Source organism: Sphingomonas sp. PP-CE-3A-406, from assembly GCF_003688625.1.
GTDB lineage: Bacteria > Pseudomonadota > Alphaproteobacteria > Sphingomonadales > Sphingomonadaceae > Sphingomonas.
In genome coordinates, this window is sequence record NZ_RCWY01000001.1 from 58,019 (window position 1) to 84,000 (window position 25,982).

The 25,982-nt window shown below is 66.1% G+C and carries 15 protein-coding genes; 14 read left to right on the plus strand and 1 reads right to left on the minus strand.

Features of this window, described 5'->3' with window-relative positions; translation table 11 throughout:
• Positions 1–24 precede the first annotated feature (24 nt).
• Complete coding sequence (locus tag C8J44_RS00250) at positions 25–834, plus strand: CPBP family intramembrane glutamic endopeptidase (RefSeq protein WP_183128653.1); 810 nt, start codon at positions 25–27, stop codon at positions 832–834.
• 20 nt (positions 835–854) lie between these two features.
• On the opposite strand, the gene C8J44_RS00255 is transcribed toward C8J44_RS00250, so the two are convergent.
• Complete coding sequence (locus tag C8J44_RS00255) at positions 855–2,339, minus strand: M23 family metallopeptidase (protein ID WP_121902905.1); 1,485 nt, start codon at positions 2,337–2,339, stop codon at positions 855–857.
• A gap of 163 nt (positions 2,340–2,502) precedes the next feature.
• On the opposite strand from C8J44_RS00255, the gene tssK reads away from it, so the two are divergent.
• From tssK to C8J44_RS00320, 13 genes are all read left to right on the plus strand, one after another.
• On the plus strand, positions 2,503–3,807 hold the full coding sequence (gene tssK, locus C8J44_RS00260) for a type VI secretion system baseplate subunit TssK (RefSeq protein WP_060525745.1): 1,305 nt from the start codon (positions 2,503–2,505) through the stop codon (positions 3,805–3,807).
• Positions 3,783–5,252: a type IVB secretion system protein IcmH/DotU gene (gene icmH, locus C8J44_RS00265; protein ID WP_121903728.1), complete on the plus strand. Its 1,470-nt coding sequence runs from the start codon at positions 3,783–3,785 to the stop codon at positions 5,250–5,252. Before tssK ends, icmH begins: the two co-directional genes overlap by 25 nt.
• A gap of 14 nt (positions 5,253–5,266) precedes the next feature.
• Positions 5,267–8,764 (plus strand): type VI secretion system membrane subunit TssM, encoded by a 3,498-nt coding sequence (gene tssM / locus C8J44_RS00270; protein ID WP_121902906.1) that lies wholly within the window; start codon positions 5,267–5,269, stop codon positions 8,762–8,764.
• Entirely contained in the window at positions 8,761–9,303 is a 543-nt protein-coding gene (gene tagF / locus C8J44_RS00275; RefSeq protein WP_183128654.1) for a type VI secretion system-associated protein TagF, read from the plus strand. Before tssM ends, tagF begins: the two co-directional genes overlap by 4 nt.
• Complete coding sequence (locus C8J44_RS00280; protein WP_259466621.1) at positions 9,300–10,070, plus strand: PP2C family serine/threonine-protein phosphatase; 771 nt, start codon at positions 9,300–9,302, stop codon at positions 10,068–10,070. The genes tagF and C8J44_RS00280 overlap by 4 nt, the downstream gene beginning before the upstream one ends.
• On the plus strand, positions 10,067–11,989 hold the full coding sequence (locus tag C8J44_RS00285) for a serine/threonine-protein kinase (RefSeq protein WP_121902908.1): 1,923 nt from the start codon (positions 10,067–10,069) through the stop codon (positions 11,987–11,989). Before C8J44_RS00280 ends, C8J44_RS00285 begins: the two co-directional genes overlap by 4 nt.
• A 1,003-nt stretch (positions 11,990–12,992) precedes the next feature.
• Entirely contained in the window at positions 12,993–13,481 is a 489-nt protein-coding gene (locus C8J44_RS00290; RefSeq protein ID WP_121902909.1) for a MarR family winged helix-turn-helix transcriptional regulator, read from the plus strand.
• A gap of 3 nt (positions 13,482–13,484) precedes the next feature.
• Complete coding sequence (locus C8J44_RS00295) at positions 13,485–14,825, plus strand: S41 family peptidase (protein ID WP_121902910.1); 1,341 nt, start codon at positions 13,485–13,487, stop codon at positions 14,823–14,825.
• A 1,144-nt stretch (positions 14,826–15,969) separates the two neighbouring features.
• On the plus strand, positions 15,970–18,942 hold the full coding sequence (locus tag C8J44_RS00300; RefSeq protein WP_183128655.1) for a TonB-dependent receptor: 2,973 nt from the start codon (positions 15,970–15,972) through the stop codon (positions 18,940–18,942).
• 55 nt (positions 18,943–18,997) lie between these two features.
• Positions 18,998–20,548 (plus strand): tryptophan halogenase family protein, encoded by a 1,551-nt coding sequence (locus tag C8J44_RS00305; protein WP_121902912.1) that lies wholly within the window; start codon positions 18,998–19,000, stop codon positions 20,546–20,548.
• Positions 20,545–22,068: a tryptophan halogenase family protein gene (locus tag C8J44_RS00310; protein WP_121902913.1), complete on the plus strand. Its 1,524-nt coding sequence runs from the start codon at positions 20,545–20,547 to the stop codon at positions 22,066–22,068. Before C8J44_RS00305 ends, C8J44_RS00310 begins: the two co-directional genes overlap by 4 nt.
• A complete protein-coding gene (locus C8J44_RS00315) occupies positions 22,065–24,299 on the plus strand; it encodes a hypothetical protein (RefSeq protein ID WP_121903730.1) in 2,235 nt (744 codons plus the stop codon). The genes C8J44_RS00310 and C8J44_RS00315 overlap by 4 nt, the downstream gene beginning before the upstream one ends.
• Positions 24,296–25,921 carry a DUF5597 domain-containing protein gene (locus C8J44_RS00320; RefSeq protein ID WP_121902914.1) on the plus strand — a complete coding sequence of 542 codons (1,626 nt, stop codon included), beginning with the start codon at positions 24,296–24,298 and terminating at the stop codon, positions 25,919–25,921. Before C8J44_RS00315 ends, C8J44_RS00320 begins: the two co-directional genes overlap by 4 nt.
• Positions 25,922–25,982 lie beyond the last annotated feature (61 nt).

Sequence of the window (25,982 nt, forward strand, 5' to 3'; positions counted from 1 at the left end):
CCGGGTGCAGCGAAAGGCTCGCCCGTGAACGTGGCGGCGACGGCGATTGCCGGTTTGGCGGCGGCCGCGCTGGTCGTCGGTCTCGGGCCCCAGCTGATTGCTGCGTCAGGGGTGATCGGGGCGGACGGGGTCTACGGCGAGACCGTGTTCACGTTGGCGATCTTCGTGCCGCTCCTCGTGATGGCGATCGTCGGCGGCCGATTGACGGGAATCCCGACGTTGAACCTTGGCACGCGTCCGGGAGCAAGGCTCGCGCAGGGTGCGGCGATCGGTTTCGGCGGCCTGTTGCTCGCGATCGGCTACGCGGCGATCGCAGGAACGCTCGTTCGAGGTGCGGGCGCGCCGCTGCCGATCGCGCCGCTGGCGATCGGGGCGGTCGTCGTCCTGGTCCAGGTCACTGCGGAGGAAACCTATTTTCGCGGCTGGCTGCAACCGCTGGTCGCGACCGCCTGGGGTACGCGGATCGCGGTGCCGGTGGTCGCGATCGGTTTTGCGCTGCTCCATGTGGCGGGCGGCCTGCGCGGACCGATCGAACTGCTCAACCTGTTTGTCGGCGGGCTGGTGTTCGGATTGCTGGCGGCGCGCGGTGGCGGGCTTGCCGGCGCGATCGGCGCGCATATGGCGTGGAATGGTGCGGAGCAGCTCGGGTTCGGGCTCGATCCCAACCCGGGTATCGGCGGCTATGGCGCGCTGGTCGACTACGATCTGGTGGGCAAGGCATTATGGGGCGGATCCGACGCGGGGCTGAATGCGAGCGTCGCGATGACGATCGGCCTCCTCTCGCTGCTGGTGCCGCTAGTCCTGCTTTTGCGAAATCGTCCCACACGATCCTGAGCCTCAGTTGGGCCTGAGCGTCAGTTGGCGGCGCTTCGACGGGCATCGACGCGGTCGCGCAGGGCGTCGAACGCCTTCAGCGCCGCACCGGTCAGGGTCTCGCTGCTCTTACCCATCTGGAGCGCGAGCGGGTCGGTCGGTTGGCCATCGATATGCACCTCATAGTGGAGATGCGGCCCGGTCGAGCGCCCGGTGGTGCCGACCTCGCCGATCTGCCGCCCTTGCACGACGCGTGCGCCCACGATGATGCCGGGCAGGATCCGGTTCATGTGGAGGTAGAGCGTCTCCCAGCCATTGTCGTGGCGCAGCTTCACGAAGTTGCCGTTCGGCCCCTTCAAGCCGGCGAACTCGACCACCGCGTCGCCCGAGGCGAAGATCGGTGTGCCCGTCGGCGCGGCAAAATCGGTGCCGCGGTGCAGTTTCATGAAGCCCAGCACGGGGTGTTCGCGCATACCGAACGGCGAGGATATCCGCGCGCCGTCGATCGGCGTCCGCATCAGCGTGCGGACCGTGCTGCGACCGTTGGCATCGTACCATTTGGGCCCGGCCGGACCCTTTTGGCCCGGCGCATCCTTCTGCCCCGGCGCATCCTTCTGCCCCGGCGGAGTGAACCGGTAGAGCGCGCGCGATTTCGCGGCGGTCTCGAGCGAGGCGTAGACGAGGACCGGGACGCCGACCGGGTTTCCCGCCGCATTGTAGCGCTGTTCGAACCCCGCCTCGAAGATGTCACCGGGCGCGACTTCGCGCTGGAGATCGAAATCGAACGCGAAGGCGTTGGCGAAGTCGCTGACCAGCGTGTCGTTGATCCCCGCCGCGACCGCCGCGCTGTAGAAATCGCGCGCATCGAGCTCGCCGCGGACGATCGTCAGCCGCTGGACCAGATGCGCGGACAGGATCTGCTGCGTGAAGCCGCCAGCACCGCGCGCCAACGCGATCCCCGCGCCGTCTTCGCGGGTGGCGTCGAGATGGACGAGATGGCCGGACTCGATATCGAACACGAGGCGGACGTCGTCGCTCCCCGCACCCAGCGGGCCGCGCGCGCGCGTCGCGGCGTCGTTGGCTTCGGTCGCGTCGACCCCTGCCGCGACGAGGCTCGGGCCGATCGCGTCGGCACCGGCGACGGTGAGGATGCGACGACTGGCGGCAACCGCTGTGGGACTCGCGGACGCCGTGGTTGCTGCGACTGATTGCGGTCCCGCTGCGGGCTGGCGATCCAGCATGGCCCAGACCGCACCGCCCGACGCGATGGCGACACCCGCCAGGATCGCCGGACCGAGCTGCGCTACCGCCTTGGGGAAGGCGTGCGCCGGCGCTGGCGACGGTGGCGTCGGCGACGTTGGCTGTTGTTCCGGCGCGGGCCGAGGATCGCTTTTCCCCCAGCTTCGCGGATCGAACGACGGGGACTGGGGCGTCGACCTGGGCGACGGCACGGGCGGCGCAGTTGGTCGGCCTATATCCCAGCTTCGGGGATCGAACGACAGGTCGTCATCGTCGCTGTCGTTCAATCCAAATCGCCTTCAAAACTGCGCGTGCGAAGAAAGTTATTGTCTGAAAGCCTCGCGGGCGCAATAACCGCAAGTGTTTCCTAGTGGCGCACCGTGTGCCCTGACGTAACGAAACGGGGGCGGATCATTGGCTGGCAAGAACCGTGTCGCTTGGCACGAAGGTATGTTCCTGCGGCCGCAGCATTTTCAGGCGCAGGATCGGTTTATCGATGGCTTGATTCGGGCTCGGGTCGATTCGGTTCGACCATGGCCTTGGGGCCTGACCGAACTGGTGCTCGATGAGGATCTGGCGACGCTCGGCAAGTTCGGGGTCGTCCGTGCATCCGGCGTGATGCCGGACGGGACGCCGTTTTCGATCCCCGACGACCTGCCGCCGCCGCCGCCGCTCGACGTGCCCGCGGATGCGCGCGACGCGATGATCGCGCTCACCTTGCCGGCACAGCAATCGGGTGCGGTCCAGTTCCGCGATGCCGAGGGGGGGGCGCTCGAAGCGCGCTTCCTCGTGTCGGAGGCGGAGGTGTCGGACACCTATTCGGACGATCGCACGTCGGAGCCGATCGAGTTCGGCAGCCCCAATCTCCGCTTCGGCGTGACCCGTGACCAGCTCTACGGTCGGGTCACGCTCGGTCTCGCCCGCGTCCGCGAGGTGCAGAACCGGCGGCTGATGTTCGACGACCGCTTCATTCCGCCGACGCTCGACATCGCCGCCTCGCTGCGGTTGCGCGGCGCGCTCGCGGATATCGGTGGCCGTGCCGACCAGCGCGCCGAGGAACTTGCGTTGCGCGCGGTCGAGGCGACCGATGGCGGCTCGGACACGTTCGTGAGCTTCCTGCTGTTGCAGGCGCTCAACCGCTGGATCCCGGTGCTGGCGCATCTCCAGCATCTGCCGACGGTGCATCCCGAGCGGCTGTACGAGTCCTTCATCGCGATGGCGGGCGAACTCGCGACGCTGATTCGCCCAGAGCGCCGGCCACCGCCGCTGCCGCGGTACGACCATGAGAATCCGCAGACCTGTTTCGAGCCGGTGATCGACCTGCTCCAGTCGATGCTGTCGGCGATGTTCGACCGGTCCGCGGTGCAGCTGCCGCTGGAGCAAGCGGGGCCGGGGGCGTACGTCTCGAAGATCACCGACCACAATCTGTTCCAGACGGGCTATTTCTATCTCGCGGTGTCGGCCGCGTCGCCGGTCGAGGAAATCCGCAGCATCTTCCCGTCGATCGCCAAGATCGGCACCGTCCAAAAGATGCGGCAGATCGTCGATTCGGCGCTGCCGGGCGTGCCGTTGCGGCATACCCCGACACCGCCGCCGCAGATCCGCGTCCTGCCGGGGCATGTCTATTTCGAGCTGGATCGCGGCGTCCCCGACTGGCGCGATTTCGCCACCGCGCCCGCGCTCGGCCTGCACGTCGCGGGTGACTGGCCGCAGCTCCGGATGGAGCTGTGGTGCGTGAAGCGAGCCGCACGGTGAGCGTCGAGGACGGAAATGGCGGCAAGACCGTCTTTCGCCCTTCGCCGCTTCAGGGCCTGAAGCAGGGCGCGTCCCCGCCGCCACCACCGCCGCCGTCATTCCCCCCGCCGCCCTTCGCGCCAGCGGGGGGTGCGGGGGCATCGGGGTTTCCGCCTGCCGATCCCGGCTACGGCACGCCGCCGCCATTGTCCCGGACCGGTATGCCGTCTGCTGGCGGGGGCCTAGCGCCGTCGCGGCTGGCCGAAGACGACGTGCCGTTGCCGGCGACACCGCGGGTCGTGCGCAACATCATGTTGGCGGAGGCCGAGCCGGTGCTCGCATTGGTCGCCAGCGTGCGCAGCGGGCGGGTGCGGTTGGCGATGCCCGAGTTCCACCGGCAGGCGAGCCAGGCGATTGCACGGTTCGACCAGGCGATCGCGCCGCATTATTCGGAGGAAATGCGCCAGCGTGCCAAATACGCGGTCTGCGCCACCACCGACGACGTCGCGCAGAACCTGCCGGCGATCGGCACCGACGGCGCCGAATGGGCGCGGCGATCGATGGTCGTGCAGTTCTTCCAGGAGAATATCGGCGGCGACCGGTTCTGGCAGCTGGTCGACGACATGCTGCGCGTCCCGAACGACAATTACGCGCTGATCGAGCTGTACCATGCCTGCCTCGCCGCCGGGTTCGAAGGCCGGTTCCGGGTTATGCCCGACGGCCGCCGCCGGCTGCACGAGATCATGGCGCGGCTGCAGGGTGCGTTGCCGCATGTCCGGTCGCAGTCCGCAACCGAGCTGTCGCCGCGCTGGCGGGGCGAGACCGCGCCGGTCGGCAAGCTCGGCTTCTGGAGCCTGATCGCGTTGGCGTCGGCGATCGCGGCGGGGCTGTTGCTGCTGGTGTTCATCGTGCTGCGCCTGATGCTGATGTCGAGCGGCGACGCCCCCGGCCAGCGGCTCGGTGCGCTCCGGCCCGAAGCGCGGCTGACTCTGTCGCGGCCGGGCGGGGCGATCGCCACCGCGGACAGCGCGCAGGCGAGCAAGCTCAAGCGGTTCCTGGAGCCCGAGATCCGCGAAGGCCTGGTGGTCGTCGAGGAGGACGCGCAGACGGTGCGCGTCCGCACCACGGTGGGCCAGTTGTTCCGGTCGGGCTCCGACGTGCTGGAGCCGGGGCGTGAGCCGCTGTTCCACCGCATCGGCCGCGCGATCGAGGACGAGAAGGGCGATGTGCTGGTCGAAGGCCATGCCGACAGCGACCGGGTCGCCTCGCTCGCCTTCCCCGACAACATGGCCTTGTCGCAGGCGCGTGCGGAGACGGTCGGCGACATCGTCCGCACCGAATTGAGCGAGACCGGGCGCGTCACAACCAAGGGGCTCGGCGACACCGTGCCGATCGCGAGCAACGACGATGCGGCAGGCAAGTCGCAGAACCGGCGCGTCGAGATCGTCGTGCCGCGGCGCTACTGACAGGATATCCAGTGATGCGGCGCTTTTTTGGCAATTGGTGGGCGGTGACGATCACCTGTGCGGTGCTGCTCGCGGCGTTGCTCGCGTTCGGCTTGCCGCTGTTCGTGAGCGCGATGCGGCCGCTTTGGGTGCGCATAGCGTGCTTCGTCGGGGTCGCGCTGATCTGGGGCCTCGCGGCGTTCCTGCGGCGGCGTCGGACTCAGCGCGCGGCGGATGCGATCGCCGCCGAACTCGCCGGTCCCAACGCGGTCGACGAGGAAGGCAAGGCGCTCGGCCAGCGGATGACCGAGGCGCTGTCACGGCTGAAAGGCGCGGCCGGCAAGCGCCGCGACTATCTCTACAAGCAGCCCTGGTACGTGATCATCGGCCCGCCGGGATCGGGCAAGACCACCGCATTGCTCAATTCGGGCTTACGCTTTCCGTTCGTCGAACAGGCGGTGCGCGGCGTCGGCGGTACGCGCAATCTCGATTTCTGGTTCGCCGACGAGGCTGTGCTGGTCGACACCGCGGGGCGCTACACGACGCAGGATTCGGACCATGCGGTCGACTCCGCGGGGTGGAACGCGTTCCTGTCGCTGTTGCGGAAACATCGCCCGCTCCAGCCGATCAACGGCGTCATGGTCGCGATCGGCATCGACGAACTGGTCCGCAGCGATTGCGCGAAGATCGATGCGCACGCGCGCGCCGTCCGCCGTCGGCTGGTCGAGCTGCGACGGACGCTGGAGGTCGCGGCGCCGGTCTATGTGGTGCTGACCAAGGCCGATCTGCTGGCAGGCTTCACCGAATTCTTCGACGACCTCGATGTCGAGGGCCGGCGGGCGGTGCTCGGCAGCACGCTGACTTTCGGCGACGGCCGCGCGAATGCCGAGACGCTGGCAAAGGCGTTCGACGAAATCGCGCAGGCGATCGCCGACCGCCAGGCCAAGCGGCTGTTCGACGAGAGCGACCCGCGGCGCCGTGCACTGATGCTCGGGCTTCCCGCGCAGATGCGCTCGCTGCGGGCACGACTGATGCGGTTCCTCGACGGGGCGTTCGTGTCGGGCGACGAGCCCGGCGGCGTCCTGCGCGGCTTTTATCTGACGAGCGGATTGCAGGAGGGCGCGCCGCTCGACCGGATCATGGCGAGCATGGCCGAGGTCTATGACCAGCCCGCCGCCGCATCGGAATCGAGCGGGCGCGCGTATTTCCTCAACCGGTTGCTCGGCGAGGTGATGTTCCCCGAGGCGGGGCTGGTCAGCACCGATCCGCGGGCAAAGGCGCGGATGCGCAGCCGCCTGATCGGTACGATCGCCGGGCTGGGGATCGCGGTCGCGCTGGTGCTCGTCGCATGGGGCGTGAGCTATGCGCGCAATCGCAGTTTCCAGGCCGATCTCGCGACCAAGGCGGGGGCAGCCGAAGCACAACTCCGCGACGCCGGAGTCGATCTGCGCCAGGTCCGCGACGGCGATGCCGACCTGCGCGCGGCGCTGCCGGGGCTGAACGCGTTGCGCGCGCTGCCCCGTGGCTACGCTGCGCGCGTCGCCGGCGGGCCGCCGCTCGCGATGACCTTCGGCCTGTATCAGTCGAGCCTCAGCCGCGAGGCGGAGGAGACGTACCGCGAGGCTCTTCGCCGCGTGATGCTGCCACGCCTGCTGCTGCGGCTGGAGACGGCGATGCGCACCGACGGCGCCGATCCGATGCGGCTGTACGAACCGCTCAAAGTGTACCTGATGCTCGGCCAGCAGGGTCCGATGGATGCCAAGACGGTGCGCGCCTGGGTGACGAACGACTGGGCAACTCAGGTCTATCCGGGGGCGGACAGCCAGGGCGAGCGCGACCAACTGGCGCAGCATCTCGATGCGCTGCTGGGCGATACTGACATGGCGAGCGTCTGGCCGAACCGGAAGCCGCCACTCGACGGTGCGCTCGTCGCGCAGGCACGTGCGGCGGTTCAGACGCTGTCGCTTGCCGATCGCGCCTATGCGGTGCTGCGGCAGAAGGCGGCGAGCGCCGGCGCGCCGTGGGAAATGGCGAACATCCTGTCGCAGGGCGACGCGCTCGCCTTTGCCAATCCCAAGCAGGTGCTGACCGCGCGCATCCCGTATTTCTTCACGCGTGCGGGTTATGAGCGCGCGTACATGGTCGGGCTGGCGACGGTGCAGCAGGACTTGAAGCGCGACCTGTGGGTGCTGGGTGGCGATGCCGGCAACGGCGGCGTCCGCGACGAGATGAGTAACGTCCGGCCGGGGGTCGCGGGTCTCTATGCCAAGGACTATATCGCCGCGTGGGAAGGCGTGCTGAAGACGTTGCAACCCGGCCCGTATTTCCGCGATCCGGTCGCGTTCGGGGCGTTCACCAAGAGTCCGTCGCCGCTGAAGCGCGTGCTGCTCGAACTGCGCAAGAACACCATCTTCGAGGGCGGTGCCAAGGCGGGGCTGGCGCGGGCGACCCGCTATGGCCTGAACCGATCGCGACTGGGGCGCTTCGCGCAGGAAGCGAACCGCGACCGGGCCTCCGGGATCGATGCGGGCGAGGAGATCGCCGCGTATTTCCAGCCGTTGCAGGATTATGCCGGCGACGGACGCGGATCGGCGCCGGTCGACGAGTTCGTCGCGGCGCTGAAAGAGGCGGGGCAGGCGGTGATGGCCGCGCAGTCGGTTGGCGGCGGCGGCGGTGCGGATGCCACACAGGCGGGCATGGCGACGGCGATGGCGTCGGTGAAGGCCGCCGCAGCCGGCGCGCCACCGCAGTTGCAGGGGTTCGTCTCGAGCGCGACCGGTGGCGGCGCGTCGGCGCAGATCGGCGCGGCGAAGGGCGCGATCGCGGATGCCTATGCGCAGACCGTCCTGCCGGCCTGCAAGGAGGTTGCCCAGGAGCACTACCCTTTCTTCGCGGCGTCAGCGCAGGATGCGTCGATGGTTGATGCGCTGCGCGTGTTCGGGATGGGCGGCGTCATCGACGGCTTCGTCCAGACGCGGCTGAAGGCGCTGATGCAGACCGATGGCCCGGTCTGGCGCTGGCGCAGCGAGGACCCGATCACCGCGTCGCTCAACCCGTCGAGCCCGGAGGCGTTCGCCAAGGCGGGCCAGCTGCGCGACCTGCTCGTCGGCGGATTGCCGATCAAGATCTCCGTCGCGAGCTTCGGCAGCGACGTCGGCATGGTCGAAGTGGCGAGCGGCGGCACGCGCTATCGCTTCACGCCGTCGATCAACGGCGCCAAGCCGTTGCTGTGGTCCGCCAGCGGTGGCCTGCCCGAAGCGTCAGTCGTCCTCTATCGCCCCGGTCCGGCGCAGACCGATCCGACCAGCGAGCCGAAGCCAGGCGCCGAGATCGCGCATTGGAACGCCGAGGGCCCCTGGGCGCTGTTCCGAGTTATGGACAAGGCCGACAAGCAGAATGCCGGGCAGCGGGCGATCAAGGCGCGGTTCGGCGACGGCGGCGGTGCGGCGACGTTGCTGGTCGGGCTGCCGAGCGACCGCAACCCGTTCAGCCGCGGCGGCCTGTGGTCGTTCCGCTGCCCTGGTGCGCTGTGACGGGGCCCGCGCGACTGTTTGGCAAGCTGCCCGCGCATGGCGACTTCGTGTCGCGTGGCTGGCGTGCGGACGAGCGTGAGGCGCTCGATGCCTGGCTGTCGACGTCGCTGGCCGACGCGCGGACGGTGCACGGTGCGGCGTTCGAAGAGCGGTTCGACAGCGCGCCGCCGTGGCGCTGTGTCCTCGACGTCGTCGAAGGTGGCCTGTCGGGTGCGCTCGCGGCGTCGCAGGATGCTGTCGGGCGGCGTTTTCCGGTATTCGTCGGGGTGACGGGAGCGGCGGACGCGGCGGTAGCGGAAGCGTGCGAGGGCTTGCTGTACGACGCGATCGCCGGGGGCTGGACCGCCGACGCACTGGTCGAGCAGGCGGACATGCTCATGGTCGCTCGGGAGCCGGCGGAACGATCCTGCCGGTGGTGGACGTTGGGCGGCGAGGCGTTCGCGCCCGGTGAGCGGTCGCTTGCATACCCGGCCGACCTGATCCCGGCCATGCTGACCCCCGCCATATCGCCCCCCGAAATGTCGACGGTTGCGTCGTGAACGGCCGCACGTTGCGCACCGAAGGCGTCGCCGCGTCGCACGTCGGCATGGTCCGCCGCGCCAACGAGGACAGCTTTTGCGATCGTGGCGCGGACGGCGTGTGGGCGGTCGCCGACGGGATGGGGGGGCATGCGCACGGCGACTGGGCGTCTCAGGTCCTGACCACGGCGCTGGCGGACGCTGCGCTCCCCGAGGATTTCGACGACGCCTGTCGGGAGATCGCGGCGGCGATCCACGCGGGCAATGCGCGGATCTGGACGGAGGCGCAGGCGCGCGGGCAGCAGATGGGCACCACGGTCGCCGCCTTGCTGGTGCGCGACGGTCGGTTCGGCGTGGTCTGGGTCGGCGATAGCCGCGCCTATCTGTTGCGCAGCGGCGTGCTCTATCAACTCACGCGTGATCACACGCAGGTGCAGGAGATGGTCGACCGCGGCCTGCTCGAACCGCACGAGGCCGCCGCGCATCCGCGCTCGCACGTGCTGGCACGCGCGGTCGGCGTCACCGCGACGCTCGAGGTCGATGTCGTGGTCGACACGGCGGAGGCGGGCGACGTGTTCCTGCTGTGCAGCGACGGGCTGACCGGGCAGGTGAGCGATCCCGAGCTGACCGCGATGCTCGCCGCGGCCGATGGGAAGGCGGCGATCCGCGACCGGTTGATCGCGCTGACACTGGAGCGCGGTGCCCCCGACAACGTCACGGTGATCGTCGTGACGACGGGCGAGCCGACCTTGTTGTCGCTGTCACCGATGCCGGGGGGCTTCGCGTGATCGACGAGAACGACCCGCCGATCGATGATGGCCCGATCGATGATGGCCCGATCGATGATGGCCCGATCGATCATGGCCCGGTCGATGGCAGCCCTGTCGACGACGGCCGCACCGTCTTCGTGCCGCAGCAGCCCGACCAGGCCACCGTCTTCGAAGCCGGATCGGCGACACCGCCGCTCCCCCCGATCGCGCCGCGCGTGGCGGCACGAGGCATCGAGGTCGGCGATGTCCTCAACCACATCTTCGAGGTCAAGCGCTTCATCGCACGCGGCGGCATGGGCGAGGTGTTCGAGGGCGCCAACGTCATCACCGACGAGCGCGTCGCGATCAAGGTGATGCTGCCCGCGCTCGCCGCCGACGAGAACGTCATCACGCTGTTCCGCCGCGAGGCCCGGACGCTGACGCATCTCCATCACGAGGCGGTCGTGCAATACCGCGTGCTGGCGCAGGAGCCGCAGCTCGGCGTACTCTACATCGTCACCGAATATATCGACGGCACCAATTTGTCGGATGTGCTGAAGATCGTCGACGCCTCGCCCGAAGCGCTGGTGGCGTTGCTGCGGCGGCTCGCATCGGGGCTTCAGGCGGCGCATGCGCTCGGCGCGATCCACCGGGATATCTCGCCCGACAACATCCTGCTCGGCGGCGGCGATCTGGCGCGCGCGAAGATCATCGATTTCGGGATCGCGAAGGACCTTGATCCCGGCACCGCGACGATCGTCGGCGACGGGTTCGCGGGCAAGCTCGGCTATGTCGCGCCCGAACAGCTTGGCGACTTCGATCGCCGGCTGGGGCCTTGGACCGATGTCTACAGCCTGGCGCTGGTGATTTTGGCGGTGGCGGCGGGGCGCGACGTCGGGCTCGGCGGGTCGCTGGTCGATGCGGTCGACAAGCGGCGGGCGGGACCGGACCTGTCGCCTGCGCCGGAGGTTCTGCGGCCGCTGCTCGCGCGCATGACGAAGGCCGATCCGACCGCACGGATCGGCTCGATGGTCGAGGTGCTGGCGGAGATCGCGAAGATCGAGGCAGTGCCGGTACCGGTCGAAAAGCCGGCGACCTTCCCCGTGCGCTGGATCGCCCTGGGGATCGTCGCCGTCATCCTGCTCGCATCGCTGGTCGTCTATGCCACCCGCCATCGCGCGACGCCGGCGACCGCGCCGGTGGCAACCGCCAAGCCCGCGATGGACGGCATCGACGACGTCCGCAGCGCGGTCGCCTCGGCGCTGCCGTCGGTCAGTTGTACGTGGCTGCGGATCGTCAGCGTGACGCAAGGTCGCGACCAGCCGCAGATCGCGCTGACCGGGGTCGCCGGCAACCCGTCCGCCGCGCAGGCCGAGATCAGCCACGCGCTGGCATCGCAGGGCGGCAAGGGGGCGGTGCTCGATTTCTCGGAGGTCGCGCCGATCACGCCCGCGGGGTGCGCCGCGCTCGACGCCTATCGCCAGATCGGCGCGCCCGACGACACCCGCCTGTCGGTCGCGCAGCGCAAGTTCGAGATGCGCCGCCAGACGGGCGACTCCGCCTATGCCGGCACGAGCGCCGCCAGTGCGATCGTCAAGGTCGCGGTACGCGATCCGAAAACCGATTTCACGCTCGTCGGGCTCGAACCCTCGGGCAAGATCGATCTGCTGATCCCCGATCGCGCCGCGTTCCGCGCGCAACTCGCGAGTTCGCGCAACGGCGTGCCGATCACCGATCTCGGCGGTGACACGTATCGGCTCCAGATCGATCTCGACCACCAGGGCTGGTCGGGCTTGCTGCTGATCACCGGCCGCGCGCCGTTCGACCCGGCAGTCGTCGCGCCGCCGCTCGGCGCGCGCGGCGCAGACTGGCGCGACCGCCTCGTATCGCTCGCCGCCGAACGCGGTTGGCAGGCCGACATGGTCTGGTTCAAATCGATCGACGAGCAGAACGACTGACGACGGAACGATTCTTCGATGCCGTTTAAAATCTATACCAGATGAACCGGATCAATCCTGACATCCAGATGTCCGGATTGATCCGAGATCTTTGAAGCGGATTGTGGGCCTATCTTTGCCGAGACCATGTGACTAGCGTCAGAATGCGAGGGCGCCCGGTCATAACGGAAGCGTCAAGCAAACGCCCGAGCGCGGCCTTGGAATCCACAAGACCGTGAAATTATATCATTCCAGCAATGCTGCTTACCAGAGCGCAAGAAATCGCCAACTTCGGAAAATAGCGGATAAAAAAGAACTTTATGGCGGTGGCTCGGAGGTCGGTATATCTTCGCGCTCGACCTGATCTTATATCTGCGTACCGTCTGCACCTGCCGTCTTTTGGCAGTCTCCACCGTTTAATGCAGGCTACCCGCCGCGATCGTACCCCTACAGGTTATGACGAAAATCGTCGAACAAGCTGTACGTCATTCAGTGTCCACGAAATCGGGGGTGCTGCCAGCAACCGGCTAAATTGATCGGCAACGGTTACCTGAGTCTCATTCTAATTGACTCTGTGATAGTACTCAATGCTCGACGCAACGTATTGACTTCACATTAACAGGTGTTGGACAGGCGACATGGCCCTTGAACGCTCGGCTGTGGTTCGACGGGCCAGAAGTCGTAGGGCAGGGACGCTGTCCACACGTGGACGTCCAAGCTGACCATCCGAATTCCTAAATAACGGCCATTCCTTAGGCGCGATCTTTGTCGTTTCTCCGGATCGGACAGGCCATTTCGGGAAAGAGCAGTTGGGAACGGAGTTGGGGAAGCAGGTGCCCTGACCGGCATTCCGCACGCTCGCCCAAGCAACTGTTCCGCAACAGGTTTCTTTTCAAAAAAGCTTCGGCACGTGAAGTACCGTTCGATATTGGAACTTGATAAAGAACGGAGGCAGTGGCGGAAGGCCTTCACGATGCCACATACGTAACGTGACACGTAACTTGTTACCGAACACTCTTCCGTTATGGCCGACTTCATCGAGTTACACGGGAGCGCATTCCTAACGCATCGACTGCGCCGCTCGTCGGACCGTATTGTCGATCAGATAAGCGGCGTTCTTCTCCAGCTAGGCCTCGACGTTCCACCGCGTGGCGCTTCGATGCTGTTACTGATCGTTGAGCACCAACAGATCGGGGTGGTAGAAATCGCGCGACGCCTGCGATTGTCGCACCCGCTCATCGTACGCATGGCGAGGGAATTTCAAGAGCGTGGCTTGGTCGAGGTCAACGCTGATCCGACCGATGGCCGGCGACGCGTCTTAAGCCCGACGGACAAGGCGCGTCACGAGGCTGCCGCACTCAAGGCTTTCAACGCGGACCTAAACGCCTTGTTTGAGGGCTTGTTTGCGGACATCGACGCTTCTCTGATCTCAGTCCTCGATCGCTTCGACGCCCAGCTTGATGCGTCATCGATCCCAATGCGCCTCGCCGCTCTCAAATCGACCAAGGAGTAATCGATGCCCTGTCGTCGCCATGCCCTGATGCTGCTCCTCCCTTTTTTAGCCTTATCCAAGCCACCGTCTGCCGGCGCTCAAACCGCCACGGCTTCGGCCACGCCTGCACGGACTTCGAATCTCGAGGCGGCCGCTCGCACAGCGATCGTGGCGCGCTTGTCGACCGAGTTGCGCAGCAGATACATATATCCGGTGGTCGGCGAGAAGGGGGCCGCCGCGATTACCGCCGCCGCAGCCTCGGGTGCCTACGATCGGATTGTGGATCTGCCCGCGTTCGCCACGCGCCTGACCGAGGACCTCCGCGGCGTCATGACCGACAAACATCTGATGGTGTTCAACACAACGAACCGGCCAGCGTCGAGCGTTGCGTCGATGCCAGCCGGCGAGGCCGGGATCGTCCGCGCTGATCGGCTGCCCGGCGGGATTGGCTATCTCCAAATCGACGGGTTCGCCAACCCTCGGGCGTTCAAACCAGCGCTCGATCGCGCGATGGCGGGGTTGAAGGGCAGTCGCGCCTTGATCCTCGACATGCGCGGCAACGGTGGCGGAGATCCGGCATCGGTAAGCTACTTGGTCAGCTATCTTCTTTCTGCGGACAAGCGGACCAAGATCAACAGCATGGTTGAGCGCAAGGCAGGGACCACTGAGCTCAGGCGCGATTACTTCTTCAGCGAGCCGACCTCGGTCAGCTTCGCGGGTGTGTCTGCCTATGTCCTTACGAGCAGCGATACCTTTTCGGGCGGCGAGGAGCTCGCCTACGACATGCAGACGCTGAAGCTCGGCACCGTTGTCGGCGAGGTGACCGGGGGCGGCGCGAACCCCGGGGAGCGTATTTCCATTGGACACGGTGTCATGGCGTTTATCCCGACCGGTCGCGCGGAGAGCCCCGTTACCGGATCGAACTGGGAAGGGCGTGGCGTGCAGCCCGATCTCAAGGTCCCCGCCGCGGATGCGCTCGCCACGACGCTGCGGCGCCTCGGTCAAGTGCCCGCCGGCGCTACGATCGAAGCGGCGTCTCCCGTCTCAGTCTTCGCGCCGCGGACGGTGGCGCTCAAGGGCGGGGAGGCGATGCTGCACCGCCTCTTTGCCGGCCGTACCGCGCCTGAGGCTGATTACACGTTGATGAAACCGGACGCCTCAGAGGCAGGCCGCGCGGCGCTGGCGGCCACGCACCGCCGCCTGCAACCACTCGGGATTCCGCAGGCCATCCGCTTTCGACGGCCCGATGGGTTCGGGTTTGACGAGTTTACGCTCGTCTATCCCGATCGCACACTTCTCGTCGGGATCATGCTCGACTCAGACGGCAAGTTTATTGACCTCATTGGCCCTGATCCCAGCAAGTAAGTTTGACGCTCAGCCTTTTCTTCGAAGCTGGAAGGATGGTTGGGAATGGCGTGTTGATTGCGAACGACATGGAACGCTGCTTTTTTCCGCCAGCCATGTTGTTGCCCCAAATAATGTAATGCAAGATCTACGCCTAATTCTATTCATAAATAGTTCACCGGTCAGCTCAAGGTATAAGCAAAGCTACATATCATCTTAAGTCAATAGCCTATGATCGCAACGTCCAATGTAGTTGTTAGAACTAGATGAAATTTATGAATTAATCGTTCATCAACAATCCAAAATTTAATTAATAGGTAATCTATTGAAATACCATTATCTAGCTGGACCATGCGCTGTCGTGTAGATAGCTAATTTATAAAGCTGTTGACTAGTGATGGTGATCTCCGCGATCAAATATCGTCCAAGACTATGGTGCACTGTGGTCCGTCCGCTGTCGGCTCACACTGTCGTCGGCTCGTTCTTGGCCGCACGGAACATTAGCGAACCGTTTTACCGTTCGCTTTTGCCGATACCTAAAAACCTGACTATCCCAGAGCTACCACCTAATCGGCTCTCCGCTTGTTGAAACGGCAATCGTTAATTTGTGATAGTCCTTAATCGAGAATCGATCTGGTGAACTATCGACCCTAAATCCGTCTGAAGGCGTTGGACTTGCGCAGCCTTGCGCCGGCGAGCGAGCGCGTGACGAAATGGCGGGCAGAAGACCTGACCGTCGGGGCGTCGGTACTTGGTCGGTCGCCATCATACTGGAGCAGTCCCCGCACTTCATACCAGTCAGAGGCGGCACGCACTGGTAGCGCTTTTGCGCCCATTCTTCACAGTCTCCCGGCGCACGAGAGACCCGTCTGGTTATCCCGTCTCGTTATAAGGCAACCCTCAAAAAAATAACGAATTTTTCAATTGTCGTACAATCATGGTAAGGCTACCACGCCGAGGAGGCAGCACGACAATAAGGTGCGGCTTGCTGGGGGCGATGCGTAGAAACGCGTCGTGCATAGGGGAGGGTTCTATGAACATGTTTGTTATCGGTTCTCATTGCCGCGGGAGCGCCATGGTTGCGATGCGTGCTAGCGTATCCGCAGCGGCACTGATCGCTGCGGGCTTCAGCGGAAATGCCTGGGCCCAGGCTGAGACGCAGGCCATGTCGCCTGACACAACCCAAGCGGCGGCACCCGAGCACGCTCCTAGCGATCCGGCGGCTGATCAAACGGGTGGTGATATTGTCGTTACCGGTCGCCGCGCCGCGCTCGAAGCTGCCGACGAACGCAAACGTCGCAGCGAGACGATCGTCGATTCGGTCGTCGCCGACGATGCGGGGAAGTTGCCTGACAATTCGATTACCGAAGTCTTGCAGCGCGTTTCGGGCGTGTCGATCGTGCGTTTCGCGGCGCTCGGCGATCCCGATCACTATTCGGTTCAGGGTTCCGGCGTGCAAGTGCGCGGCCTGACCGGCGTCGCATCGCGCCTGAACGGCCGCGAGATCTTCAGCGCGAACAATGGCCGCGCGATCCTGTGGAGCGACGTCACCCCCGAGCTCATGTCGGCGGTCGATGTCTACAAGGCATCGACGGCGGATCTAATTGAAGGCGGCACCGGCGGCCAGATCGATCTGCGCACCAAGCTCCCGTTCGACTTCAACGGCAAGTTTCACGTCTCGGGAACCGGCGAGCTCGCGCTCGGCGACATGGCGAACAAGGCCGATCCGTCGGGGTCGGTGCTGGTCACCGATTCGTTCGAGACGCCGATCGGCCGGATCGGCCTACTCGGCGACGTCGCGTTCAGCCAGTTCAGTTCGCTGTCGCAGTTCCTCCGCGTCAGCCCGTATTTCAAGACCGCGCTCAGCGACGGCAGCAGCAAGTACGTCCCGAGCGGCTTCGCGTATGGCGACGAGGCGTTCCAGTACAAGCGCTACGGCATCTACGGTGCAGCGCAGTGGCAGCCGGCGGAGTCGCTGACCTTCACCGGCAGCTTCTTCCAGTCGCGCTACAAGAGCCAGTCGAGCGACTACGGCACGCAGCTCGATTCGCAGACACTGGCGGTCGATCCGTCGAGCAGCAGTTTCGACAGCAACGGCCTGCTGACGAAGACGAACGCGCTGTTCAACCGCGATACAGGGACGTTCGCGCCGACCGGCGGTGCGGTCAACAGCAGCGGCAACAAGGGCTTCGTCCAGAGCAACACGCGGACGCGCGATTACTCGCTGTCGTTCGCCTGGGCGCCGGTCGACAGCCATTTGTCATTGAAGGGCTCGCTGCAGCGCGTCGATTCACGCCAGATCTATGATCGCATCGACATCTTCCGCGACATCGGCTTCGGCCAGAGCTTCGGCATGGACCTGACCGGCGATCTGCCACAGATCAGCGTCAATCCGGCGACGCAGGCATCGTTCGCCGATCCGGCGAATTATCTCTGGACGGCGTCGATGCCACACAACGAACGGAACAAGGGGCGTCTCGACGCAGGGCAGCTCGATGCCGAATACAAGTTCGACAACAGCTTCTTCCGGTCGGTCAAGGTCGGCGGCCGTTACGCCAAGCGTACCGAGCGCGATCTGGCAAACGGCTATAACTGGACCGCGCTTGGCCGCGGCTGGAATGGCGATCCGCAGCTGACGTACGCCAACGCGGCACCGGGCGACGTCGCCAGCCACGCGTTCAAGGACTTCTTCCGCGGCGAAACGACGTTGCCGGGCAATTTGATGTTTGCGTCGGAGGATTTGGCGTCGCGGTTCAACGTCAACCGCACCGGACTGGTGACGGCGCCCCCCGCTGGCTTCTGTACCGGCCGCGAGTTCGACTGTTCGGCTTCGGGACCTCTGCCGGTCACCGGCTATGGTGGCCAGTTCAATCCTGATGGCACCTTGGCGATCAGGCCGGTCGGTTTCGTCCTGCCGGGCGATCAGGTCGAGAACCGCACCAAGAATACCGCGGGCTACGCACTGGTGCGCTTCGGCCCAGAGGAGGGCGCGCGCGGCATCTCGGGCAACGTCGGCGTGCGGGTCGTTCACATCGAGAACGAAGGCAGCGGTTTCATCCAGCAGAACGGCGGAACGGTCTTCATCCGCAACGGCGTTCAGCAGACGCTGGCGAACACCTTCCTCGCGCGCGGCGGCAAAGCCGACTTCACGCGCGTCCTGCCGTCGATCAATCTCGAATTTTCGCCGACGGACAAGATCAAGCTCCGCGGCGGGTACAATATCACGATGGATCTACCCACCTTCAACGCGTTGCGGGCCTCCGGTTCGGTCGGCGTAGCGACGACCGCCAGCCAGACTCCGGGCGGGTTCGGGACGTTCAACAACTTCACCGCAGACACCGGCAATCCGTTGCTCAAGCCGACGCTGTCTGACAATTTCGACGTTTCGCTTGAATATTACGGTCGTGCGGGGACGTCGTTCCACGTCGCACCGTTCTTCAAGCGGCTGACCAACCTGCCGATCTACGCGCTGACCACTCGGCAGGTGACGGTTCAGTTCACCGACGGCACGACGGAGAACGTCTCGGCGTCGGCCACCGACTACAGCAACTCGACCAAGGCGGCGACCGTCAAGGGCGTCGAGGTCGGCGGTCGTTTCTTCTTCGACATGCTGCCGGGTGCGCTTGCCGGGATCGGCTTCGAGGGCAACTACACGTTCATCAAGAGCAGCAATCCGGGCGACGCCTATCGCGATATAACCGGTACCGTCAGGAACGATGCGCCGCTGGTCGGCCTGTCGAAGCACAATCTGAACGCGACGTTGCTCTACGAGCGCAACCCGATCTCGCTGCGCATCGCCTATTCGTGGCGCTCGCGGTACCTGCTGTCGACGAACAGCAACGGGACGAACGGCACGTACACCTACTACAGTGCGCCGGGTGTCGTCAGCAATCAGGATGGCGGCAACGATGCCACAACGCAGATCGCGCTGCCGATCTATGGTGGCAACTACGGGTCGGTCGATGCCGGTATTCGCTTCAAGGTGAACGACCAGTTCTCGTTCGGCGTGCAGGGCACCAACCTGACCGCGTCCACCCAGCGCACGCTGATGGGCGGCTATCCCGGTGGTGAACTGGTTGGCCGGAGCTGGTTCCAGGCCGATCGCCGGATCAGCACTGGTATCAACCTCGCCTTCTGACGATGATGCATCGCCGGTCGACACGCGGTCGGCCGGCGATCGAGCGGAGGGCGCGATGCGCAAGCGAATCCTGATCGTCGGCGGCGGTACCGCCGGGTGGCTGACCGCTGGCTATCTGGCCAAGCGTCTCGGTGCCGACCTTGCGGGCGGGGTCTCGATCACGCTCGTGGAGTCGCGCGATATCGGCATTCTCGGGGTGGGCGAGGGGACGTTCCCGACCATCCGGCGGACCTTGGCGACGATCGGTATCGACGAGGCCGAATTGGTCCGCCGCTGCGGTGCGACGTTCAAGCAGGGGGCGAAATTCGTCCATTGGCGCCATGAGCCCGGCCAAGGTCGTACCGATCATTACCTGCATCCCTTCCAGATCGCGGATGCGAGCGACGGGCTGGATCTGCTGCCCTACTGGTTGCTCGGCTATGGCGGTCCGGACAATTGGGACGAGGTTTCCAACCCGCAGAAGAAAGCCGCGGACCAGATGCGGGCGCCGAAACTGGCAACCAACCCGGATTATGTCGGGCCGCTCAACTACGCGTTCCATTTCGATGCGGTGGCGCTCGCCGGGCTGTTGCGCGAGCAGGGCGTGAAGAACGGCGTGCGGCACCTGACCGATACCGTCACCGAAGTGCTGCTCGATGGGGATGGTGCGATCGGCGGGGTGCGGACTGAGCAGAACGGTCTGCTCGACGCCGATCTCTACATCGATTGCACGGGATTTCGCGCCGAGCTGATCGGCAAGGCGATGAAGATACCGTACCGATCGTGTCGCGATGTGCTGTTCTGCAACCGCGCGATCACTGCGCAGTTGCCCTATGCGCGGCGGGATGAGCCGATCGCCTCGTACACCATCTCGACCGCGCAGGAATCGGGCTGGATCTGGGATATCGGGCTCGATCGCCGGCGCGGTATCGGTCACGTCTATTCGTCGGATCACAGCGACGACGAGACCGCCGAGCGGGTGTTGCGCGGCTATCTGGGGGCCGGCGGCGACGAGGCCGACGTGCGCCATTTCAAGTTCGATGCGGGCTACCGCGAGGTCAACTGGTACAAGAACTGCGTCGCAGTGGGGCTGTCGAGCGGGTTCTTCGAGCCGTTGGAAGCAACCGGGATCGCGTTTGCCGAGGTGTCGGCGGGGATGATCGCCAACCTGTTCCCCTGGGGCGGCGATTTCGAGACGTCCGCGCGGCAGTTCAACGCGAATATGCTGCGCCGCTACGAACGCGCGCTCGATTTCATCAAGCTGCATTACTGCATCTCGGAACGTCGCGACACGGCGTTCTGGCGCGACAACGTGGCGGATTCGTCAGTCCCGGACAGCCTGCTCGAACTGCTCGACCGCTGGCGGTTCCGGCCGCCCAACGAACTCGATATCGACGGGCAGGTCGACATCTTCACCGACGCGAGCTGGCAATATGTCCTGTACGGGATGGGCTGGAAGACCGACCTGAGCGCGAAGGCTGGGGCGTTGCGCTATCACAACGATGCGCGGCGCGCGTTCGCCGAGGTGCAGCGGCAGGCGCAGTATGCGATCGCCAACCTGCCGTCGAACCGTGCGCTGGTCGATTATGCGCAGACGCATCGTTTCGGCGCGCGGGCACCCGCATGACCGGTACGCCGGCGGCGCGCATCACCAAGGTCGTGATCGTCGGTGGCGGGACCGCCGGGTGGATGACCGCCGCGGCATTGTCGCGTCTCGTCGCGACCGGTGTCGCGGTGACGCTGGTCGAATCCGAGGACATCGGCACGGTCGGGGTCGGCGAGGCGACGATCCCGTCGCTACGCGATTACAACCGGATGCTCGGGATCGACGAGGACGCGCTCGTCCGCGCGACCGGCGCGACGTTCAAGCTGGGGATCGAATTTCGCGACTGGCGGCGGCTGGGCGACTCCTATCTGCATCCGTTCGGTACGCATGGCCGCGATATCGAGGGCGTCTCGTTCCATCAGCTGTGGTTGCGGCAGGCGAACCTTGGCGGCGATCCGGGCCCGATCGGCGATTATTGCCTGTCCGCGGTCGCCGCGCGGAAAGGGCGGTTCACGCGCCCGGCGAGCAATCCGCAATCGGTGCTGTCGACGCTGTCCTATGCGTTTCATTTCGACGCCGCGCTGTACGCGAAGTTTCTGCGCGCGATGGCCGAAGAAGCGGGCGTCGTGAGCGTCGAGGGACGCGTAGCGGCGGTCGACCGCGATGCCGAGACGGGCTTCATCACCGGTTTGCGGCTCGACGGCGATCGCCGCATCGACGGCGAACTGTTCATCGACTGCAGCGGGTTCCGGTCGTTGCTGCTCGGCGATGCGTTGGGGGTGCCGTTCACGAGCTGGCAGCATTGGTTGCCGTGCGATCGCGCCTGGGCGGTGGCGAGCGAACGGCAGGGAACGCTGACGCCGTATACGCGCGCGACCGCCGAGACGGCCGGTTGGCGGTGGCGGATCCCGCTCCAGCACCGCGTCGGCAACGGCCATGTCTATGCCAGCGACCATGTCGACGACGACGCTGCGATGCACGCGCTGCTCGCCGGGCTGGACGGCAAGCCATTGGCGGAGCCGCGCCAGTTGCGGTTCGTCGCTGGTCGCCGCGAGCGGTTGTGGGAAAAGAACTGCGTTGCGATCGGGCTGTCCGGCGGGTTCCTGGAACCGCTCGAATCGACCAGCATCCATTTGATCCAGTCGGGTATCACGCGGCTGATGGCGCTGTTTCCGGACCGGGGGTTCGGCGGTATCGAGATCGCCGAATATAACCGCGTGATGCTGCGCGAATATGCACAGATCCGCGATTTCATCATCCTCCATTATCATGCGACCGAGCGGTCGGATTCGACGTTCTGGAACCACTGCCGGACGATGACGATCCCGGATACGCTGCAAGCCAAGCTCGATCTCTGGTCGGGCAAGGCACGGACGTTCCGCGAACAGGGCGAACTGTTCACGCCCGATGGCTGGATCGCGGTGCTGCTCGGGCAGGGGGTGCGCCCGGTGTCGACCGATCCGCTGGTTGCCGCGCTGCCACCCGAAGAATCCACGCGGTTCATGGACCATGTTCGCGACATGATCGGCAAGACCGCCGACGCGATGCCGACGCACGAGCAGTTCATCGCGCAGCATTGCGCGGCGACGATCGCGCCATGATCCGCATCGCCGCCCGACGTCGCGGCCTTCAATGCCTCTCGGCGGCGCTACTGATCACAGTGTCCGCGCCGGGCTGGAGCCGGTCGCCGGATGCCGTTCCGTATCGCTGGACCAACGTCACGGTCGGGGCGGGCGGCTATGCGCCGAATATCGTGTTCAGCGAGGTCGAGCGCGGGCTTGCCTATCTGCGGACGGATATGGGCGGTGCGTACCGGTGGGACGACGCGACGCAGCGCTGGTCGGCGTTGCAGGACGGCACCGCGACGTCGAGCTATATGGGGATCGAGAGCATCGCGCCCGATCCCCATAATGCCGACATCGTCTACATGGCGGCTGGCGTGGGCGCGCGCCAGCCCGCGGCGATCCTGCGGTCGACCGATCGCGGGCGTTCGTGGCGGACTACCCCCGTGCCGTTCGCGATGGGGGGCAACGAGGACGGCCGGGGCATGGGCGAACGGCTCGCGGTCGATCCCAACCAGACGCAGACGCTGTTCTTCGGATCGCGCCATGACGGCCTGTGGCGCAGCAGTGACGCGGGCGCGACCTGGGCGAAGGTGGCGGGTTTCCCGGTCGCGGGGCTTGGCAAACCGGCTTCGCGGACAACGCATGGCGGCGTCTCGTTCGTGGCGATCGACCCGACGAGCGGGCGTCCGGGCGAGCGTCCGGGCGGGGGTTCGCGCAGGCTCTGGGCAGGTGTAGCGGATTCCGGCGCGGCCAATCTCTACCGCTCCGACGACGCCGGACTGACGTGGCATGCGGTAGAGGGGCCGCGGCTGTTCGCCGGCAAGGGCGTGATCGATCGCCGCGGCGTGCTGTGGGTGGGCTATGCGAGTGGTCTGGGACCGAGCGGCATCGCGACGGGGGCGGTATGGCGCTACAGCCCCGACGGGAGCGGGCGCGACGTCACCCCCCCCGCCTGGCGCGCGACCGGTGCGGAAGGCGCGTTTCTCGGCGTCGCGGTATCGAGACGCCAGACCGGGACCGTCGCGGTCAGCTCGGTCGATCGCTATCGCCACGGTGACTCGGTGTGGATCAGCCACGACGACGGCCGCAGCTGGGACGATCTCGGTCCGCGCAGCCGGCGCGACGTCTCGGCGACGCCGTTCCTGCTGCACGAGGGCAAGGGCGCGGATTTCGGGCACTGGATCTCGGGGCTGGCGATCGATCCGTTCGATCCCGCGCGGATGGTCTATACGACCGGGGCGACCGTCTATGCGGCGCGGAATGCGACCAATCCAGGCAGGATCAACTGGGCGCCCTGGGTTCGCGGCATTGAGCAGACCGCGATCATCACGCTCGTGTCGCCGACCGGTGGCGCACCGCTGATCTCGGGCTTCGGCGATCTGGCGGGCTTCGTCCACGACGATCTCGACCGATCGCCGCAGCCGACCTTCGTGAACCCGTACATGTCGAACACGAACGCGCTCGACTATGCCGGGATGGCGCCGAACGTGATCGCGCGCAGCGGCAGCCTGTATCTCGACCGACCGCGCGATGGCTCGCTGGGGCGTTCGGAGGATGGCGGCCGGAGCTGGGCGATGGTGACCGTGCCGCCGATGGGCACGCCCGCCCGACGCGAGGACCTGAACGGCGATTGGCCGATCACGGTGTCGGCGGATGGTGCGACGATGGTGGTCGCGACGCCGATCCCGCAGGTGACGCGCGATCGCGGCCGCAGTTGGATACCGGTGCGCGGACTGCCGGGCAAGACGCGGGCGGTCGCCGACAAGCGCGATCCACGGATTTTCTACGCGGTCGATGTCGAGCGGGGCCGGGTGCTGCTGTCGCGCGATGCCGCCGCGAGTTTCGCGCCCGTCGCGGGCCACGGTCTGCCCGCGCAGCTTCGGGCGATTGGCCGGCAGGGCCGCGAAGCACAGAGCGCGCTGCTTGCGGTGCCGGGGCACGCTGGAGCGCTGTGGCTGCAGGCGGGCGACCGCCTGTTCCGCAGCATCGACTATGGCAGTAATTTTGCCCCTGTCAGCGAGACGCTTAGCGTTGAACTCTACGGCCTTGGCAAGGACGCGGTCTTCGCGGTCGGTACGCATGACGGCGTGCGTGGGGTCTGGCGCTCGGTCGATGACGGCCAGAGCTGGTCGCGGATCGACGATGACGATCATCGCTGGGGTGGCCGTTACCGCGTCGTCTCCGGCGATCCGCGGCGCGAGGGCCGCGTCTATCTCGGCACGGACGGGCGCGGCCTGTTCTACGGCGACCCCAAGGAGGTTCAATGATCCGGCGACTTCTAGTTATCGCGGCGCTCGGCGCCGCGCATCCCGTCCTCGCGCAAGTCGCACCCGGGCGGGCCACGACGGTCCCACATATCGAGACGCGCAACGGCCGACATGCGCTGATCGTCGATGGTGCGCCGTTCACGATGCTGGGCGGGCAGGTCAACAATTCGAGCAACTATCCCGACGCGCTCAAGACCGCGTGGCCGGTGCTCGACCGGATCGGCGCGAACACCGTCGAGGTACCGATCGCGTGGCAGCAGGTCGAGCCGCGCGAGGGACAGTTCGACCTGTCGTTCCTCCAGGCGCTGCTCGATCAGGCGCGGGGGCATGACATGCGGGTGGTGCTGCTGTGGTTCGGGACGTGGAAGAATACCGGTCTCGCGTACACGCCCGACTGGGTGAAGCTCGACAACCGGCGCTTCCCGCGGATGAAGACGCGCGACGGCAGCGATCACGGCGTGCTCAGCGCGCACGGCAAGGCGACGCTCGACGCGGACCGGCGCGCGTTCGTCAAGGTGATGGAATATCTGCGCGACCATGATCGCCAGAACACCGTGATCCTGGTCCAGCCCGAAAACGAAACGGGCAGCTATCGCAATCCGCGCGACTATTCGGCGACCGGCAACGCGTTGTTCGCGCAGACCATTCCCGCCGCGCTCGCCCGCGCGACCGGCAAGCGCGGTACCTGGGCGCAGGCGTTCGGCGCGCAAGCCGATCGCGCGTTCAACAGCTGGTACGTCGCCGCCTATGTCGACGCGATCGCGGCGGCGGGCAAGGCGGTCAAGCCGCTGCCGATGTACGTCAACGCCAGCCTGTCGGGACCCTCGAACGTGCCCGATCCCGACGGCGTCGCGAGCGGGGGGCCGCAGCAGGACGTGCTCGACATCTGGAAGGCGGCGTCCCCGCATATCGATTTCCAAGCGCCCGACATCTACGATCGCGATGCGGGCAACGTCGTCCAGTATCTCGACAAATACGCGCGCGCCGACAATGCGCTGATGGTGCCGGAGATCGGCAACGCACGCGAATTCCACCGCTTCATCTATCCGGCGCTGGGGCGCGGCGCGATCGGCTACTCGCCGTTCGGCCTCGATGACACCGGCTATTTCAACTACCCGCTCGGCGCGCGCGATCTTGACGAGAAGACGCTCGAACCGCTCGCGCTCGCCTATCGGATGTTCGGGTCGATCATGCGCGACTGGGCGCGGATCGCGTTCGAACGGCCGACCTGGGGCGCTGCCAAGCCCGATGACGGCACGATGGTCTCGACCCGGATGGGCGGCTGGAAGGTCAGCGCGAGCTGGGGCGAGTGGCAGTTCGGGATGAAGGACTGGACCTGGCTCAAGTCCGACCCCGCGCCCTGGGCGAACGAACCGATCGGCGGCGTCGCGGTCGCGCAACTCTCCGCCGACGAGTTCCTGCTGGTCGGCGATCATGTCCGCGTGAACATCGACGGTGCCGACGGCAAGCCCGGCGGCATGGTGGTGCGCGTCGAGGAAGGCGGCTTCGAGAACGGGCGCTGGGTGATGGCGCGGGTGTGGAACGGCGACCAGACCGACTATGGTCTCAATCTGCTCGACAGGCCGCAAGTGCTCAAGGTGACGATGGGCCATTACCGCTGAGCGACCGCACACAACCGCCGGCAAGCGGCCTTTGCATGACGAGAATTTCATTTAGGGTAGC